23 protein-coding genes and 1 pseudogene are annotated in these 18314 nt (G+C 45.6%); all 24 read right to left on the minus strand.

Annotated features, from left to right (window positions below):
* Positions 1-21 precede the first annotated feature (21 nt).
* On the minus strand, positions 22-1023 hold the full coding sequence (gene nuoH, locus NST18_RS14210) for an NADH-quinone oxidoreductase subunit NuoH (RefSeq protein WP_004892991.1): 1002 nt from the start codon (positions 1021-1023) through the stop codon (positions 22-24).
* A complete protein-coding gene (locus NST18_RS14215; RefSeq protein WP_004892993.1) occupies positions 1023-2123 on the minus strand; it encodes an NADH-quinone oxidoreductase subunit D in 1101 nt (366 codons plus the stop codon). The genes nuoH and NST18_RS14215 overlap by 1 nt, the downstream gene beginning before the upstream one ends.
* Before the next feature lie 3 nt (positions 2124-2126).
* Entirely contained in the window at positions 2127-2936 is an 810-nt protein-coding gene (locus NST18_RS14220) for an NADH-quinone oxidoreductase subunit C (RefSeq protein ID WP_004892996.1), read from the minus strand.
* Positions 2937-3449, minus strand: a complete 513-nt coding sequence (locus NST18_RS14225) for a NuoB/complex I 20 kDa subunit family protein (RefSeq protein ID WP_003396994.1) — start codon at positions 3447-3449, stop codon at positions 2937-2939.
* Positions 3440-3838, minus strand: a complete 399-nt coding sequence (locus tag NST18_RS14230) for an NADH-quinone oxidoreductase subunit A (RefSeq protein ID WP_035019004.1) — start codon at positions 3836-3838, stop codon at positions 3440-3442. Before NST18_RS14230 ends, NST18_RS14225 begins: the two co-directional genes overlap by 10 nt.
* A 147-nt stretch (positions 3839-3985) precedes the next feature.
* Positions 3986-4390: a F0F1 ATP synthase subunit epsilon gene (locus NST18_RS14235; RefSeq protein WP_003396996.1), complete on the minus strand. Its 405-nt coding sequence runs from the start codon at positions 4388-4390 to the stop codon at positions 3986-3988.
* Between the two features lie 23 nt (positions 4391-4413).
* Positions 4414-5835 carry a F0F1 ATP synthase subunit beta gene (gene atpD, locus NST18_RS14240; RefSeq protein WP_004893005.1) on the minus strand — a complete coding sequence of 474 codons (1422 nt, stop codon included), beginning with the start codon at positions 5833-5835 and terminating at the stop codon, positions 4414-4416.
* 28 nt (positions 5836-5863) lie between these two features.
* Entirely contained in the window at positions 5864-6724 is an 861-nt protein-coding gene (locus NST18_RS14245; RefSeq protein WP_004893008.1) for a F0F1 ATP synthase subunit gamma, read from the minus strand.
* Positions 6725-6801: 77 nt separating this feature from the next.
* Positions 6802-8316 carry a F0F1 ATP synthase subunit alpha gene (gene atpA, locus NST18_RS14250; protein WP_004893009.1) on the minus strand — a complete coding sequence of 505 codons (1515 nt, stop codon included), beginning with the start codon at positions 8314-8316 and terminating at the stop codon, positions 6802-6804.
* 24 nt (positions 8317-8340) lie between these two features.
* Positions 8341-8877 carry a F0F1 ATP synthase subunit delta gene (locus NST18_RS14255; RefSeq protein WP_340720916.1) on the minus strand — a complete coding sequence of 179 codons (537 nt, stop codon included), beginning with the start codon at positions 8875-8877 and terminating at the stop codon, positions 8341-8343.
* On the minus strand, positions 8874-9374 hold the full coding sequence (atpF, locus tag NST18_RS14260; RefSeq protein ID WP_035019291.1) for a F0F1 ATP synthase subunit B: 501 nt from the start codon (positions 9372-9374) through the stop codon (positions 8874-8876). The genes NST18_RS14255 and atpF overlap by 4 nt, the downstream gene beginning before the upstream one ends.
* Before the next feature lie 167 nt (positions 9375-9541).
* Complete coding sequence (gene atpE / locus NST18_RS14265; protein ID WP_003253662.1) at positions 9542-9754, minus strand: F0F1 ATP synthase subunit C; 213 nt, start codon at positions 9752-9754, stop codon at positions 9542-9544.
* A 51-nt stretch (positions 9755-9805) separates the two neighbouring features.
* The gene (gene atpB / locus NST18_RS14270; protein ID WP_004893014.1) at positions 9806-10516 is read right to left on the minus strand and encodes a F0F1 ATP synthase subunit A; all 711 of its coding nucleotides are present in this window, start codon (positions 10514-10516) and stop codon (positions 9806-9808) included.
* Between the two features lie 6 nt (positions 10517-10522).
* Positions 10523-10900 carry an ATP synthase subunit I gene (locus tag NST18_RS14275; RefSeq protein WP_004893016.1) on the minus strand — a complete coding sequence of 126 codons (378 nt, stop codon included), beginning with the start codon at positions 10898-10900 and terminating at the stop codon, positions 10523-10525.
* A complete protein-coding gene (locus NST18_RS14280; protein ID WP_004893022.1) occupies positions 10897-11124 on the minus strand; it encodes an AtpZ/AtpI family protein in 228 nt (75 codons plus the stop codon). Before NST18_RS14280 ends, NST18_RS14275 begins: the two co-directional genes overlap by 4 nt.
* A 151-nt stretch (positions 11125-11275) precedes the next feature.
* Positions 11276-12427, minus strand: coding sequence for a non-hydrolyzing UDP-N-acetylglucosamine 2-epimerase (wecB, locus tag NST18_RS14285; RefSeq protein WP_192949114.1), 1152 nt, complete (start codon positions 12425-12427; stop codon positions 11276-11278).
* 10 nt (positions 12428-12437) lie between these two features.
* The gene (upp, locus tag NST18_RS14290) at positions 12438-13067 is read right to left on the minus strand and encodes a uracil phosphoribosyltransferase (protein WP_003397013.1); all 630 of its coding nucleotides are present in this window, start codon (positions 13065-13067) and stop codon (positions 12438-12440) included.
* A gap of 103 nt (positions 13068-13170) precedes the next feature.
* Complete coding sequence (glyA, locus tag NST18_RS14295; RefSeq protein WP_004893027.1) at positions 13171-14406, minus strand: serine hydroxymethyltransferase; 1236 nt, start codon at positions 14404-14406, stop codon at positions 13171-13173.
* 72 nt (positions 14407-14478) lie between these two features.
* Positions 14479-15048, minus strand: a complete 570-nt coding sequence (locus NST18_RS14300) for a TIGR01440 family protein (protein WP_422108671.1) — start codon at positions 15046-15048, stop codon at positions 14479-14481.
* Between the two features lie 22 nt (positions 15049-15070).
* The gene (rpiB, locus tag NST18_RS14305; RefSeq protein ID WP_091700071.1) at positions 15071-15514 is read right to left on the minus strand and encodes a ribose 5-phosphate isomerase B; all 444 of its coding nucleotides are present in this window, start codon (positions 15512-15514) and stop codon (positions 15071-15073) included.
* A gap of 206 nt (positions 15515-15720) precedes the next feature.
* Positions 15721-15978 (minus strand): annotated as a pseudogene (locus tag NST18_RS14310) (methyl-accepting chemotaxis protein); the annotation flags it as partial.
* A gap of 17 nt (positions 15979-15995) precedes the next feature.
* Positions 15996-16430 carry a low molecular weight protein arginine phosphatase gene (locus tag NST18_RS14315; RefSeq protein ID WP_340720920.1) on the minus strand — a complete coding sequence of 145 codons (435 nt, stop codon included), beginning with the start codon at positions 16428-16430 and terminating at the stop codon, positions 15996-15998.
* A 105-nt stretch (positions 16431-16535) separates the two neighbouring features.
* On the minus strand, positions 16536-17081 hold the full coding sequence (locus NST18_RS14320) for a manganese efflux pump MntP (RefSeq protein ID WP_192951431.1): 546 nt from the start codon (positions 17079-17081) through the stop codon (positions 16536-16538).
* Between the two features lie 62 nt (positions 17082-17143).
* The gene (locus NST18_RS14325) at positions 17144-18187 is read right to left on the minus strand and encodes an L-threonylcarbamoyladenylate synthase (protein ID WP_004893035.1); all 1044 of its coding nucleotides are present in this window, start codon (positions 18185-18187) and stop codon (positions 17144-17146) included.
* Positions 18188-18314: the final 127 nt, after the last annotated feature.

Consider the following 18314-nt stretch of genomic DNA (forward strand, 5'->3'; position numbering starts at 1 on the left):
TCTGCCCACCCACCTTTTTATTTAAAAAAATAGTTGTTTCACAAGAGCTGTCACAAAAATGTTGACGAGCGCAACTGGCAATAACACTTTCCAGCCAAACTCCATCAATTGATCGGCACGCACACGCGGAAACGTAATGCGGAACCAAATGAATAAAAAGACGACTAAACTAAACTTTAACGCAAACCAAACCGCTCCTGGAATAAAATCGAGAAACGGAAGCGGATGCCATCCCCCTAAGAAAAGAACAGTTGTTAAAGCTGCCATCGCAAAAAAGTATACGTACTCTGCAAGCATGAAAAACGCCCAACGGAAGCCAGAATATTCAACATGGAATCCTGCAACAAGCTCCGATTCTGCTTCCGGCAAGTCAAATGGCGTCCGGTTTAACTCTGCCACAGCGGCGATGAGGAAAACGAGAAATCCGATCGGCTGCGCGATAATAAACCAAACATCTTTTTGCGCCTCGACAATGTCGTTTAAGTTTAAACTTCCCGCCAACAAAATGACACCGATGACAGACATGACGAGAGGCACTTCGTATGAAATCATTTGCGCAGCTGCGCGCATGCCTCCAAGTAGCGCATATTTGTTGTTCGATGCCCACGCACCTGTCACGACCCCGATTGTCGTTAATCCGGAAACAGCGATGTAATACAATAGCCCTACGCCAATGTCAGCAAATTGCAACGCATCGGTAAACGGCAGTGCGGCAAGCACCATAAACGCAGGGGCAAACGCGATGACCGGTGCTAAAATAAACAACGGGCGATCGGCTGCTTTTGGAATCGTATCTTCTTTTAACAATAGCTTTAACACGTCAGCCACCGTTTGCAGCAACCCCCAGCGTCCTCCAACTTGGTTCGGACCGATACGGCCTTGCATAAATCCCATCACTTTTCGTTCCGCTAAAATGCCATACGTGACAAATCCTAATACAACGAGCAATAGTCCAACGCCAATCGCAAAGAAAATGGCGACATTCGTCCAGCTTGGCGTCGACTGCAAAAGTTGTTCCATCATCATCCATCGACCTCCCCAAGCACGATATCAATCGCGCCAAGTATCGCAATTAAATTTGCGATATTTTCCCCTTTTAATAGTTTCGGAAGGATTTGTAAATTGTAAAATGACGGTCGACGGAATTTTAAGCGGTACGGCTCTTTTTTCCCGTCGCTCGCAATGTAGCACCCAATTTCTCCGCGCGGCGACTCGATGCGCACATACGCCTCGCCCGGTGGCGCTTTAATAATTTTCGGCACTTTCGCCATAATTTCACCGCCATCCGGAAACTGTTCACACGCCTGTTCAATAATGCGGAGCGATTGCTCAATTTCAGCAAGACGGCATTCATAACGGGCGAAGCAATCACCTTCCGTACGAACAGGCACGTCAAAATCAAATCGGTCGTAAATAGAATACGGCTCATCTTTTCGTAAATCCCATTTTACACCTGTACAACGCAAATTGACCCCACTTAATGAATATGCTAACGCTTCTTCTTTCGTATACTTTCCGACTCCGATGACGCGATTGCGGAAAATTTCATTTCCTGTAACGAGCTCATGATAGCCTTCTAGTTGCTTGCGCATATATGGAACGAACTGTTTCACTTTGTCGATCCATCCATCTGGCGCATCCCATTTCACGCCGCCGACACGCATGTAGTTAAACGTTAGGCGCGCGCCTGATAGTTCGTTTAATAAATTAATAATCATTTCCCGCTCACGAAACGCATATAAAAACGGGCTGACTGCACCAATATCAAGCAAATACGTACCCCACCAAACGAGATGGCTCGCAATGCGGCCAAGCTCCATCGCTAAAACACGTAAATATTCTGCGCGCTCTGGCACTTCAATACCCATCATCGTTTCTACTGCGTGACAAATAACGTAATTGTTCGTCATCGCCGATAAATAGTCCATGCGATCTGTGTACGGAATGATTTGTGTATACTGCAAATTTTCCGCAATTTTTTCTGTCCCGCGATGAAGATAACCGATGACGGGAGTCGCTTCTTTAATTATTTCCCCATCAATTTTCAGCACGAGGCGAAACACGCCATGCGTGCTCGGATGTTGCGGTCCGACGTTTAAAAGCATCTCCTCTGTTCTCAGCACGCTCTAACCCTCCATATCGTACGGTTCGTAATCTTTCCGGAGCGGATAGCCGACCCAATTTTCCCCTAAGAAAATGCGAATGAGGTTTGGATGGCCTTCAAAACGAATGCCAAGTAAATCGTACGCTTCGCACTCTGGCCAATTTGCCCCTGGCCAAAGCGGAACAAGCGAGTCAATGACCGGATTGTCGCGATCTATTTTTACTTTCAACGCAACGGACTGGCGATTTTTATAAGAATACAAGTGCACGTACACTTCCATATGTGTTTGAAAATCCGTTCCGTGCAACTCCGATAAATAATCAAAACTTAGCTGCTCATTATATTTTAAAAACTCAGCCACTTTAAAATATGTATCTTTTTTCACAACGAGTGTCGGTACGTCTTTCGACAAACGATTGATGTAAGCGTTTTCTAACACGTCTTTTCCGAGATGTTGTTCAATCACTTTGACGTATTTGTCGAGATATGGCTGATTTGGCGACGGTGTTTCCTCTTTTTGTTCAGCGACATCTGCATTTTTTGCTTTTGCTGCTGCTGCAGCTTTCGCTTTCGCTGCTGCTGCCGCTTTTTTCTTCGCTAATTCTTCTTCGCTTAAGTCCCCTGTCTCTGCTGCTTTTTGTTTCGCCAATGCTGCGGCTTTCGCTTTCGCTGCTGCTGCTTTTTTCTTCGCAAGCGCAACATCATCTTCCTGTTCGAGCGTCGGCTCAGTTTGTTCGGCTGCTTGTTTTGCTGCCAATCTCTCTTTTGCTAATTGTTTCGCCCGTTCGGCCGCTTCTCTTTTTAGTTGCTGTAAATCTTTTTCATCGCTCATTTACAGCACCCTCTTTCCTGTTTTTGCTTCATAGCGAATCTTCTCTTTTAACTTATTAATGCCATAAATAAGGGCAGCTGGGTTTGGCGGACAGCCCGGAATATATACATCAACAGGGACGATTTGATCGACACCTTTGACGACGCAATACGACTTCACGTACGGACCACCTGCAGTTGCGCATGATCCCATCGCAATGACCCATTTCGGTTCAGGCATTTGATCGTACAAGCGGCGAACAATTGGCGCCATTTTTTTCGTGACTGTACCTGAAACGATCATGACATCAGATTGACGAGGTGACGTACGGAAAAAAGATCCAAAGCGATCTAAATCGTAATGTGAAGAACCGACTCCCATCATTTCAATCGCACAACAGGCAAGACCAAACGTGAGTGGCCATAACGAGTTGCTGCGCGCCCATGCTTTTAACTGTTCTAATGTCGTTAAAAACACATTGCGGCGCATTTCTTCCATTTCCTGATCTGATACGTTCAACAATTTTACATCCATTTTAACACCTTCTTCTTCCAAGCATACACAAGCCCAATCAACAACATGACGACGAAAATAAGCATTTCGATGATGGCAAATGCACCGAGCTTTTCAAATGCCACCGCCCACGGATATAAGAATACAGTTTCTACATCAAAAATGACGAACAGCAACGCAAAGATGTAATATCTCACGTTAAATTGCACGCGCGAATCGTGGAATGGATCCAATCCGCTTTCGTATGTCGTTTGCTTCGCTGCATTTGGCGCATGTGGACGAAGAAAACGTCCTGCTGTGAGCGCAACGATCGGAAGTAAAATACCTAAACAAAGAAACACAAAGACGACTACATAACTGTTTACATAAACGTTCAACGATGCCCCACCCCTTTGTGACTTTATACACATTTTTCGAAAACGTCACACTATTAAGACTGTAACCGATAACATTATATCACTTCTTCACATATGTGTCGATAAAACTTGTTCCAAAAACAAGAAAAACACCCCCCTCTTTCTAATAACAAAAAACCCTAAGAGACGATGCTCTTAGGGTTAAAAGTTGCGATTCGCGACATTTAAACGGTTGAGCGCGCGACGTAAAGCTAGCTCAGCCCGCTTATGATCAATATCTTCTTGTTTTGCTTGCAGACGGCGTTCAGCCCGCTCTTTCGCCGCTTTTGCACGCGCCACATCAATATCTTCTGCTCGTTCCGCTGCTTGCGCCAAAATCGTGACGCGATCAGGGCGAACTTCTAAAAAGCCACCGCTCACCGCGACAAGCTCAGTTGCGTTTCCTTTTTTCAAACGAACTGCGCCAATCTCTAGCGGTGCGACCATCGGAATGTGCCCTGGCAACACGCCGAGTTCGCCGCTTTGCGCTTTAGCGCTCACCATTTCCACATCCGCTTCATATACTGGGCCGTCCGGAGTTACGACACTGACTTTAATCGTCTTCATGGAAAATCCTCCTCGGTCCCTTATTAAACTTCTACGCCCATTTTTCTCGCTTTTTCAATTACTTCTTCAATACGGCCGACTAAGCGGAACGCATCTTCTGGAAGATGGTCATATTTTCCTTCCAAAATTTCTTTAAAGCCACGAACTGTCTCTTTTACAGGAACGTATGAACCTGGTTGTCCTGTAAACTGTTCAGCAACGTGAAAGTTTTGCGACAAGAAGAACTGAATGCGACGAGCGCGATGAACGACAAGTTTATCTTCTTCTGAAAGCTCATCCATACCGAGAATCGCAATAATGTCTTGCAATTCTTTATAGCGTTGCAACGTTTGTTGTACTTTACGAGCAACTTGGTAATGCTCTTCTCCAACAATCTCAGGAGAAAGCGCACGAGATGTTGATGCAAGCGGGTCTACCGCTGGGTAAATACCCATCTCAGATAATTTACGCTCTAAGTTTGTCGTTGCATCTAAGTGTGCGAACGTTGTCGCTGGCGCTGGGTCTGTGTAGTCGTCCGCTGGTACGTAAATCGCTTGGATCGATGTAACCGAACCAACTGCTGTTGATGTAATACGTTCTTGTAATTGACCCATTTCTGTCGCAAGCGTTGGTTGGTAACCTACCGCTGAAGGCATGCGTCCTAATAGGGCGGAAACTTCTGAACCTGCTTGCGTGAAGCGGAAAATGTTATCGATGAAGAACAATACGTCTTGTCCTTGCTCATCACGGAAATATTCCGCCATCGTCAATCCTGTTAATGCGACGCGCATACGTGCTCCAGGCGGCTCGTTCATTTGACCGAATACCATCGCTGTTTTGTTAATAACGCCAGAGTCTTTCATTTCATGGTACAAGTCGTTTCCTTCGCGCGTGCGCTCACCAACGCCGGCGAATACGGAAATACCACCGTGCTCTTGCGCGATGTTGTTAATTAACTCTTGAATTAAAACCGTTTTTCCTACCCCTGCACCACCGAACAAACCGATTTTTCCACCTTTAATATAAGGTGCAAGCAAGTCAACGACTTTAATCCCTGTTTCTAAAATTTCAACTTGTGTTGAAAGCTGTTCGAATTTTGGTGCCGGACGGTGGATTGCATCGCGGCGAGCGTCTGCTGGGATTTCTTCTCCTAAGTCAATCGGCTCCCCTAGTACGTTAAATACACGTCCGAGCGTCACTTCACCGACAGGAACAGAAATTGGTGCTCCTGTATCGATAACTTCCATGCCACGCACTAATCCGTCTGTCGTTGACATCGCAATTGTGCGTACTGTATCGTCCCCAAGGTGAAGGGCTACTTCTAACGTTAAGTCGATATCGACTTCTTTTTCGTTACGCGCTTTATGTTTAATTTTTAGGGCGTTGTAAATCGCAGGTAAGTGTCCGTCTTCGAACTTGACGTCTACAACAGGACCCATAACTTGAATAACGCGTCCTTTTGCCATCGTTTTCCCTCCTAACTGCTAATCAACGTTATTGCAATGCGTTCGCTCCGGCCACAATCTCTGTAATTTCTTGCGTAATCGCTGCTTGACGGGCACGGTTGTAAGAAAGTGTAAGCGTCCGAATCAATTCTTTTGCGTTGTCTGTTGCGTTTTTCATCGCTGTCATCCGCGCTGCATGCTCGCTCGCCTTTGCATCGAGCAATGCACCGTAAATTAAGCTTTCTGCATATTGTGGCAACAACACTTCTAAAATTTCTTCTTGTGACGGCTCAAATTCGTATGTCGTTAACTTTTTATCGGAAGCTAAATCCGTTAATGGCAATAGCTTTTTCTCTGTGACATCTTGTTGGATGGCACTGACGAAATGGTTGTAAAACATATACAACTCATCAAACGTGCCATCTGCAAACATGTTTACTGTTTTGTTCGCAATTTCTTTAATATCCGCAAACACCGGTTGGTCTGGCAAAGCGGTAATATGTAAAGCTACCGGGATGTTGCGGCGTTTAAAGAAATTTAAACCGACGCGGCCGATTGCGATGATCGCATATTCCTCTGTTGAACGGTGACGCTCTTGAATCGTTTGAAAAACGGCACGAAGCACGTTGCTGTTGTAGGCGCCAGCTAAACCGCGGTCAGATGTAATGACTAAATATCCCGTCTTTTTTACCGGGCGCTTTACAAGCATCGGATGAGAAGCGTCATTGCTGCCAAGTGCAACGCTCACGACGACTTCTTGAATTTTTTCCATGTACGGCGTGAACGATCTCGCATTATGTTCAGCACGGTTTAACTTTGAGGCCGAGACCATTTCCATCGCTTTCGTAATTTGGCTCGTCTTTTTTGTCGTATTAATGCGCGCTTTAATATCGCGTAACGATGCTCCCAAAGGTTTCACCACCTTTTTCGCTCAATTGTTGAAAGGGACGGAACAGCCATGCTGTTCCGCTCTCCACTCTACTTTTGTTACTCGGATACAACAAACGTCTTTTTGAACGCTTCAATTGCTTTATTGAAGTCTTCTTCGTTTGGAAGATCGCCTGTTGTGCGAATATGCTCCATTAGCTTTTGACCGTTTTCGTCCTTATCTAACCATGCATGGAACTCTTTCTCAAAGCGGCGAATGTCTTCTAATGGAATGTCATCTAAGAAGCCGCGCGTTAACGCGTAAATGATCGCTACTTGCTTTTCCACTGGCAGCGGCTCATGTAAACCTTGTTTTAACACTTCAACTGTGCGCGCACCGCGAGCAAGTTTTGCTTGTGTCGCTTTATCAAGGTCGGAACCGAATTGTGCGAACGCCTCTAACTCACGATATGCCGCTAAGTCCAGACGCAACGTACCTGATACTTTTTTCATCGCTTTAATTTGTGCTGCCCCACCGACGCGCGATACGGAAAGACCGGCGTTAATCGCTGGACGCACACCAGAGAAGAACAAATCAGACTGCAAGAAAATTTGTCCGTCTGTAATAGAAATGACGTTCGTTGGAATGTATGCTGAAATGTCGCCCGCTTGCGTCTCAACGAAAGGCAACGCTGTTAACGAACCTGCACCTTTTGCATCGCTTAATTTTGCTGCGCGCTCAAGCAAGCGAGAATGCAAGTAGAATACGTCACCCGGATACGCTTCACGACCTGGCGGACGGCGTAATAATAACGAAAGCTCACGATAAGCTGCTGCTTGTTTTGATAAATCATCATATACAACGAGAACGTGTTGTCCTTTGTACATGAAGTATTCGCCCATCGTTACGCCCGCATATGGCGCTAAGAATAAAAGCGGAGCTGGTTGTGACGCAGACGCTGTAACGACGATTGTGTAATCTAATGCCCCGTATTTACGCAACGTTTCAACGACGTTACGAACGGTTGATTCTTTTTGTCCGATCGCCACATAAATACAAATCATGTTTTTCCCTTTTTGGTTGATGATTGTATCTACCGCAACGGACGTTTTACCTGTTTGACGGTCTCCGATAATTAACTCACGCTGACCGCGACCGATTGGCACAAGCGCGTCAATCGCTTTAATTCCCGTTTGTAATGGCTCATGAACAGATTTACGATCCATGACGCCAGGCGCTGGGCTTTCAATCGGGCGAGTTGCTGTCGTTTCGATTGGACCAAGCCCGTCAACTGGTTGTCCTAATGGGTTTACGACACGACCGATTAACGCTTCACCGACTGGCACTTCCATAATTCGACCTGTACGGCGTACTTCGTCGCCTTCTTTAATGCCTGTGTACGGTCCTAAAATAACGATACCGACGTTGTTTTCTTCTAAGTTTAGCGCCAATCCCATGACGCCGTTGGCAAACTCAACAAGCTCTCCTGACATGACGTTGTCGAGGCCATGAGCACGAGCGATTCCGTCACCGACTTGAATGACTGTGCCGACATCGCTCACTTCGATTTCAGACTGATAGTTTTCGATTTGCTTTTTTATCAGCGCGCTAATTTCTTCCGCTTTGATGCTCATGCATTTCACCCCTATCTATAAATGTTAGCGAGTTAACTGTCGCTGTAATCTTGCTAATTTTCCGCTGACGCTTCCGTCGAAAATACGGTTGCCAATGCGCACTTTTACGCCACCGATCACATCTTTATCGATGATGTTTGTGATGCGAAGCGTGTCGACGCCGACTTTTTTCGCAAACACTTCTGCTAGCGCATTCGTTTCATCTTCTGTTAACGGACGAGCGGAATAGCCGATCGCCTCAGCTACACCGCGCGCTTCATTTGCTAGTGCAATAAACGCATCTGCCAAATCGCTGACGATGTCGATGCGATGGCGATCTAAAAGCAACATTAATGTATGTTTTAATACCGTCGAAATGTTCGCAAACGCTTCTTCAATGAGCGCTTTCTTTTTTGCTAGCGCAATTTTTGGATGATTGAGCACAGAAAGAAGCGCTTCATGTTGTGCAAACACTTGTTTGACGACGCGAAGTTCTTGTTCGAGCTGATCAAGAAGCTGCTGTTCTTTCGCAATTTCAAAAAGTGCCGACGCATATCGTTTCGCTACGACTTGTTTGTTCATCGGCTTTCTCCTACCTCTTGAATGTACTCGCTAATCAGCTTCGCTTGATCTTGTTCGCTCAATTCTTTTTCAATTACTTTCGATGCAATAAGTACGGATAAGGAAGCAACTTGTTGACGCAATGCCGCCATCGCTTGCTCTTTTTCTTGTGCGATTTCTTTTTTCGCTGCTTCTTTTAAGCGCTCTGCTTCAGCACGCGCTGCTTGAATGATTTGTTCTTTTTGCTCTTCACCAAGCTTGCGTGCTTCTTCGATAAGCGCTTGCGCTTCTTGGCGCGATTTTTTCATTAATTCACGTTGCTCTTCTGCAAGCTTTTTCGCTTCTTGATGATGTTTTTCCGCTTGCTCGATTTCGTTCGCAATATGCTCTTCACGTTGTTTCATGACGCCCATTAACGGCACAAATGCATATTTACGTAGCAAGAACATGAGCAAGAGGAACATGAGTAATTGGAATGCGATATCACCGCCGTTGAACCCAGCACCTAATACAAACATGTTTACCACCGCGCGTTTCACTCCCTTCAAAAATCGCCCGAATGATCGGAACGTGTGCGTACGAACATAAAGGAATGGCGAAGGTTCTCATGGAATGATCTTCGCCATTGTTGAACGAGTTTCGTTTCCGTATGCAGTTATAGCTCGTCTCGAACGAGCGCTCAGTTCTAGCGACCTTGAACCATGAACGCGATAACAACCGCGATGATCGGAATCGCCTCAACTAACGCTACCCCGATGAACATTGTTGTTTGTAACATACCGCGCGCCTCTGGTTGACGTGCAATTCCTTCCACTGTACGAGATACGATTAAACCGTTACCAATACCAGCACCAAGTGCCGCTAAACCAATTGCAATTGCAGCTGCTAATACACCCATTTGAAAAGTCCTCCTTCAATTTTTTTATGTTGAAATGAATGTGTATGAAAATTAATGGTCATGACTCACTTTGTGTGCCATATAAACCATTGTTAACATTGTGAAAATAAACGCTTGGATGGCGCCGACGAAAATACTGAAGCCTTGCCATGCGAGCGTTGGAATAATCGCCGCAATCGTTCCGCCGACTCCTGTCGCTAAACTTCCCGCTAAGAGCGCCAACAAAATTTCACCCGCGAAAATGTTTCCGTATAAACGAAGACCAAGCGTTAATGTGTTCGCAAACTCTTCAATGATTTTTAGCGGGAACAAAATTGGCATCGGGCTAACGAACCCTTTCGCATATTCTTTAAAGCCGTTAAGCTTAATGCCGTAATAGTGCGATAACGCCACAACCATCGTTGCCAACGTTAACGTCACAACCGGATCAGCGGTTGGTGATTTCCACCATAGCTTATTGTCAATGACGACCGAAAACGGAAGACCGAGCATGTTCGCTACAAAAATGTACATAATGAGCGTCATGCCAAGCATATGAAAGCGTCCGCCCGTTTTCCAATCCATGTTGCTTTTAATAATTCCTTTGACAAAATCCATGACCCACTCAAGGAAGTTTTGCATTCCCGTTGGCTTCATCGCTAAGTTGCGTGTTGCTAATACGGCAATGACAAACACAATGACGGATGTAACCGTAATCATTAATACGTTGGCTAAGTTAAATGTTAAGCCAAACAACGTGTATAAAGGAGCTTCGTGATGCATCTGTACTCACCTCTCTTCCCCTTTTGTTTTTTGGAAAAAGAAATCTATTATAATGACAATATAAGATGTCATTAATCCCAATACGATCCACCCAATAGAAAACTGCTCTGGCCAGCGAAAAGCAATAAAAACAGCGAGCGCAGCCGCAGCCATGCGCGACATCATGCCGAGCGAGCGTGCTTTTTGTCCAGACGCAACCGCTTGTCCAAAACGCTCGACCTTTCGCACCATCGTCCAGCCGTTATATAAGCTGATGACCGTTCCGAGAAACAAACTTGAAAACGCTTGCGAATAGGGGGTGAATGCCCACCCAAGCACATAAACCGCCAGCAAATATAGTATGTATGATTTGTGACGTCGCCAATGTTGCTGTAACTCGTTCATTTTTCCTCCCCTGAAAAAAATGAGCGAATGAGGCGAATCATCGCGTAAATACCAGCCGCCAAACCGAGAAGCAAACCGACAATTAAAAAAAGCGGTTCGGTGCCAAAACGTTCGTCGACAAAACGCCCGCCAAAAATCCCAACTAAAACGGAACCGACAAGCTGGGAAGAGATGGCCGTCATCAAACCGATCGCTCGAAACGGATGGCGCTCATGTGGTCGCATACGAAAGCCTCACTTTTAATTTTCAGAATTTACTGTATTTTTAAAAAGGTTATCTTTGTCCCTTTGTAAGCATACAATAGTGAAAACGTGATGTCAATGCGTTCGGTCACAAAAGTAGGGAAAATTTTTGGTAGAAAAAAGGGATGCGTCATCACATCCCTTTTTCGTGTTGAAATGGCGTCGGCGGAACAGCGCTTTGCCCGAAATAATAACGAATCGCTTCAACAATCCGCTTTGATGCCCACCCATCACCGTACGGGTTTGACGCTTTCGCCATTTGCTCGTATGCTCTTTCGTCTGTTAATAATTCACTTGCTAGCGCATAAATCGTTTGTTCATCCGTTCCAGCTAGCTTGAGCGTTCCTGCCTCAATGCCTTCTGGGCGTTCCGTTGTATCGCGTAGCACAAGGACAGGCACACCAAGCGAAGGGGCTTCTTCTTGAACGCCGCCTGAATCGGTTAAAATCATATATGCACGGGCTGCGAAGTTATGGAAATCCACGACATCTAACGGCTCGATTAAATGAATGCGTTCATCGTCTCCTAATATATCATTCGCCAATTCGCGAACGACCGGATTTAAATGAACGGGATAAACAACTTGAACGTCGCGGTAATCGTCTACGAGCCGTTTAATCGCCCGGAACATATTGCGCATCGGTTCACCAAGGTTTTCACGACGATGCGCCGTCAGTAAAATCATACGGCCTCCCGCTACCTTTTCTAAAATCGGGTGGGTATACGTGTCGCGCACCGTTGTTTTTAATGCATCAATCGCTGTATTCCCTGTAATGAAAATGGATTGTTCTGGCTTATTTTCTGCGCGCAAGTTTTCAGCTGCTTTCGCGGTCGGAGCAAAGTGCAAATCAGCTAATACGCCCGTTAATTGGCGATTCATTTCTTCTGGAAACGGAGAGTACTTATTCCATGTTCGAAGTCCTGCTTCCACGTGCCCAACAGCAATTTGGTTGTAAAATGCCGCTAGACTCGCGACAAATGTCGTTGTCGTGTCGCCGTGGACGAGCACGATGTCGGGCTTTACTTTTTTCATGACGTCGTCTAGGCCAGCGAGCGCTCTTGTCGTAATATCGACAAGCGTTTGACGCTCTTTCATAATGTTTAAATCGTAATGTGGTTGAATACCGAAAATATCGAGCACTTGATCAAGCATTTGGCGATGTTGTGCTGTCACAGTTACAATCGACTCAATATCTTCATATTTTTGCAACTCTAGCACGAGCGGAGCCATTTTAATCGCTTCCGGTCTCGTCCCAAAAATCGTCATCACTTTTCGTTTGTTCATGATGCCCACCTTACTTCGTTCCGAATAGACGGTCGCCAGCATCGCCAAGACCTGGTACGATATAGCCGTGATCGTTTAATTTTTCGTCTAATGCAGCAATGTAAATATCGACATCTGGATGCGCTTGTTGTACCGCTTCGACTCCTTCTGGTGCGGCGATTAAACACATAAATTTAATGTTTTTCGCCCCGCGTTTTTTGAGCGCATGAATCGCCTCAACAGCTGATCCCCCTGTCGCAAGCATCGGATCGACAACAATAAAGTCGCGCTCTTCGACGTCTGTCGGAAGCTTCACGTAATATTCAACCGGCTTTAACGTCTCTGGATCGCGATACAATCCGATATGACCTACTTTAGCAGCTGGAATGAGCTTTAAAATGCCGTCTACCATTCCGATTCCTGCACGTAAAATCGGGATGATACCTAATTTTTTCCCTGCGATCACTTTCGCTCTCGCTTTGCTGACAGGCGTCTCAATTTCAACTTCTTGAAGCGGCAAATCGCGTGTAATTTCAAACGCCATAAGCGTCGCCACTTCTTCGACAAGCTCGCGAAACTCTTTTGTTCCTGTATGTTTGTCGCGAATGTATGTAAGCTTATGTTGAATTAACGGATGATCAAATACGTACACTTTACTCATGTCAGTCGCCCCTTTTTTTTCATATGCATTCTCGTAAATTTTACATAAAAACAAACGAGGATTCAACTTACGATTTAAAGAAAAAGGTGCCCCGATGGACACCTTATACGTACAGTGGAAATTTTTCAGTTAATGCGGCAACACGTTGGCGCGCCTCTTCTAATTTTTGCTCATCGTCTTTATGTTTGAGCGCAAGCGAGATGATGCGCGCAATTTCATCCATTTCCTCAAGCCCAAATCCGCGGCTTGTCACCGCTGCTGTACCGATGCGAATGCCACTTGTGACAAACGGGCTTTCTGGGTCATATGGAATCGTGTTTTTATTGACTGTAATACCGATCTCATCGAGCACTTTTTCAGCGACTTTTCCTGTTAATCCGATGGAACGGAGGTCAACGAGCAATAAATGGTTGTCCGTTCCGCCAGAGACGAGCGTAAACCCTTCAGCCGTTAAAGCTTCGGCTAGACGGTTAGCATTGTTCACGATATTTTGGGCATATGTTTTAAAGTCATCTTGTAACGCCTCGCCGAGCGCGACTGCTTTCGCGGCGATGACGTGCATAAGCGGACCCCCTTGAATGCCTGGGAAAATCGCTTTATCAATTTGTTTCGCAAACTGCTCTTGGCACAAAATCATTCCTCCGCGCGGACCGCGTAACGTTTTATGCGTCGTTGTCGTCACAAAATGGGCGTAAGGAACAGGGTTCGGGTGCAAACCTGCCGCCACAAGCCCCGCGATATGCGCCATGTCAACCATGAGATATGCGCCCACTTCATCCGCAATTTCACGAAACTTCGCAAAGTCAATCGTGCGAGGATATGCGCTTGCCCCAGCAACGATCAATTTCGGTTTATGTTTTAATGCTTTTTCGCGAACGTCATCATAGTTAATGCGATGCGTTTCTGGATCGACGCCATATTCAACGAAATTGTACTGTACACCGCTAAAGTTCACCGGGCTTCCGTGCGTTAAATGCCCTCCGTGCGACAAATTCATGCCAAGCACTGTATCCCCGTGTTGTAAAACTGTAAAATAGACAGCCATGTTCGCTTGTGCTCCTGAATGCGGCTGAACATTTGCATGCTCAGCTCCAAACAATTGTTTTGCACGTTCGCGCGCAAGCTCTTCTACGACGTCAACATGTTCACAACCGCCGTAATATCGGCGTCCCGGATATCCTTCTGCATATTTGTTCGTTAACACGGACCCTTGCGCTTCCATCACCGCTTCACTAACGAAGTTTTCTGATGCAATCAGTTCAATTTTTGTTTGTTGTCGTTTTAATTCATCTTGAATGGCTTGAAATACTTTCGGATCTTGCTGTGACAAGCGACTCATTGACAATCCTCCCCTAAATTGTGAATATTCTTTTTTATCTTAACACATTTTCAAATGAAAAAGTGAACAAATTTAACCGATCGAACATGATTTGTTCGCCTTTTCTTCTGAATAGACGGCGCGTTCTCCTCCGATGAGCTTCGGTCTCGTTTTTGCAAATGTAACGACCGCATGTCCGATTTGCTTAATCGATGTACGGACAGGAACCGCCACGTGTTTTAAATGCATACCAATTAATGTAGCACCGATATCAATGCCCGCATCTGCTCGAATATGTTCAACGACAACAGGATCATGAAGTTGCGTATATGCGTATGCCGCCATTGCGCCACCCGCGTTGCGAACAGGAATGACGCTCACAATTTCCAACTGCTTTGTCACAGCTGTTTGTCGCTCAACAACTAGTGCGCGGTTTAAATGTTCACAACATTGAAATGCAAGCTGAACCCCCGTTTCCTCATGCCATCGTTTTAATTCTTGAAACAACATCGCCGCCACATCCATCGTTCCGGCTGTTCCGATTTTTTCTCCAATGACTTCACTTGTGCTGCAACCAATGACGACAACGTCATGATTCGTTAGCGGCACTTGTGCACGAAACTCAGCAAGCGCCTTTTGCCATTGACTACGCCATTGTTCCATGTCCGTCACGATACTCCCACCTTTATTGCTCGTTTTCATAAGCGGAAATTTTTTGAATACGTTTTTCGTGACGACCTCCTTCAAATGGGGTTGTCAGCCATACTTTGGCAATTTCGCGCGCCAATCCCGGTCCAATGACGCGTTCGCCCATCGCTAATATATTGCTGTCGTTATGTTCGCGCGTCGCTTTTGCGCTAAATACGTCATGAACGAGCGCACAACGAATGCCTTTCACTTTATTTGCCGCAATACTCATGCCAATACCTGTTCCGCAAATTAATATTCCGCGGTCAAATTCGCCATTCGCCACTTTCTCCGCTACCGGCAACGCATAGTCTGGATAATCGACCGACGTTTCACATTCACATCCAAAATCTGTATATTCAATCCCCATTTCATCCATTAGTTTTTTAATTTCCTCGCGAATGCGAATGCCACCATGGTCTGATGCGATTGCTACTTTCACGTTTAAACCCCTCCTTGTTTGTGTAAAGAAAAAACCGTCTCTTTTCATTTTAACGATTCGAGACGGTCTTTTCACTATTTAATGAATTTGTTTGTCCGGCAATATCTCCGACGAGGGAAATGATTTGACCGACTTCTTTCGCATGATCTTCTAAACGACGTACAACATCGAGCGACGATTCATTGCTTTTCGCTAATTGCTGAATCTTTTAACACGGCTTGTTCAAGTTGAGAAAGCGGTTTCGTAATGAACCGCGCCGCATAATATGCCAATACACCAGACCAAAAAATACCGAACAATAGCGTTAAAATGGTAAACGTATTTTCCCCAAAGGGAAGCCATTGTTTGACGTAGTCATAGAGCACATAAATATAAAAGGCGCTTGTTGAATACGTAATGATTGCTAATACCGTTGTAAAAATAACTAGCTTTTTTTGTAAGCTAAATGTGTATTTTCCCCCCATCATACAGCCCCCTTGCTTTATAGCTTTTCATGTAGCTTTTCGATCGCTTGTTCGAGCTCATCGCGCGTTTGACGATACACGTCAATCGAGCCCCCAAATGGATCGATAACGTCTTTGCTGTCACCAAGAAATTCGTACAACGTAAACGTTTTTCCTTCTGCTTCCGGAAAACGAGACAACACATGTTGCTTGTGACTTTCGGTCATCGTTAATATGTACGTCGCCCAGTCAACATGCTCTTTCGTCAATAACGACGATTGGTGCTGAATATGAATCCCCTTTTCAGCAAGCACCGCTTTCGCATGTTGTGACGCATCGCTCCCCTCAAACGCAAAAACGCCCGCTGACCTCACTTGCACATGCGGTAGCTGCTTATGCTTAAGCAGCGCTTCTGCCATCGGACTGCGGCACGTATTTCCTGTGCATACAAATAAAACGTTCGTTTGGCTCACAACGTACACCTCTCATCATTTCCCTCATGTTTACTATTATTATAAAGTAAGCAGCAGGACAAAATATAGACTAAACGAAAGAAAAAAGAACTGGAAAATCCCAGCTCATAACGGAAATAATAGTTTACAAGCAAACAAAAGCAAAATGGCTCCGCCTAACACCTCGCTATATGTACCTAGCCAACGTTGAAAGCGGCGCCCAAGAAGCAACCCCATCCACGTTAACATCATGCTCGTCAATCCGAACGCTATGACCGCTAATGCCATTTCTACTCCATAAATCCCTAAACTTAACCCGACGGAAAAACTGTCGAGGCTAACGCTAAATGCAAATACAAACAAACCGATACCGACCGGTCTCAGCCAATGTTCTTGTTCATGACGAAAGGACGCAATGACCATTTGTATACCGAGAAAAAACAATAGCCCTCCACCAATGTATGTCGCCATATGTCCAAGCTGAACGGATAGCAGCCGCCCGATCCCCATGCCAATTAAAGGCATAATCACATGAAAACAGCCGACCGTTAATCCAACATAGACGATTTGCTTTAAACGAAGCCGAAGCAGCCCCATGCCAAGGCTGACAGAAAATGCATCCATCCCTAATGCAAATGCCATCATCGCTAATGTCACGATCTCTCCAACCATACGAATGCCTCCTTAGGACGTGCCCTCACGTTAACATATGCACACCCTAAGGAGTTTAGACATCATTTTTCCATCATTTGTTGATAGCCAGCTGCCTTTAACAATCGATTCATAATAGCGACCCCGATGCCTTCGTTCGGAAACGCCTCGCTATAAATGAAATGTACATGTGTTTCATCAAACGCTCGTAACGCGTCATAAAGCTGTTTTGCCACCGTTCGTAAATCGCTTCGTCGTCCGCACGCAATAACGACATCAGCTTCATACGTATCGCGCCGCTCCTCCGTCGTCAACACTCCTACAGTAAATCCACTCGCTCGTTTTTCATTCACAACTTGTTGTAAAAATGACGGTGAGCCGTACACAACGACGAGTGGAGCTTTCGGGGCGTAATGTGTATATTTCATCCCTGGAGATTTCGGCACAGCCTCTTTTTCCACAAGTGCGCGGTCGATATCCACAGCTCCGATCACCCGTTCAATTTCTTCTTTTGTCACACCGCCCGGCCTTAAAATGGTCGGGATGGCTGACGTGCAGTCTATAACCGTTGACTCAACTCCAACACCTGTCGCTCCCCCATCGACAACAGCTGCAATCCGTCCATCTAAGTCGTCGAGCACATGTTTCGCCGTCGTCGGACTCGGCCTTCCTGAACGATTCGCACTCGGTGCAGCAATAGGCAAACCGCTCGCTTGGATAAGGGCAAGCGCGATCGGATGGTTCGGCATGCGCACGGCTACCGTGTTCAAACCGGCAGTAACGCGCGGAGAAACAGCATCTTTTTTCGACAAAACGAGCGTGAGCGGACCCGGCCAAAAATGCTCTATCAATGTGTATGCAACAGGAGGAATGTCGCAAGCAATATCATGCAACTGCTCCGTTGTCGCAATGTGAACAATAAGTGGATTATCGCTCGGTCTCCCTTTCGCTACAAAAATGTTTTCCACAGCTGCTGTGGACATGGCGTTCGCTCCAAGACCATACACCGTTTCTGTCGGAAACGCAACAAGCTCGCCTCGTTGTAAATACGCTGCGGCCTGTTTCACTTGTGGACAACTGTTTAACTCATCCACATTTTTATCCACAAAAAATATGCGCGTCTTCAACGTTTTCACCTCATAAATATTCCAAGTTGCTTATTTTTTATCGACCGCTCATAAGCATTTTACAACAAATTCTTCAATGAGTATAAAACATTCGCAAAAAACACACAACATTTGTTCACAAATTGTG

This window comes from Anoxybacillus sp. FSL W8-0104, from assembly GCF_038004465.1.
GTDB classification, from domain to species: Bacteria; Bacillota; Bacilli; order Bacillales; family Anoxybacillaceae; genus Anoxybacillus; species Anoxybacillus flavithermus_G.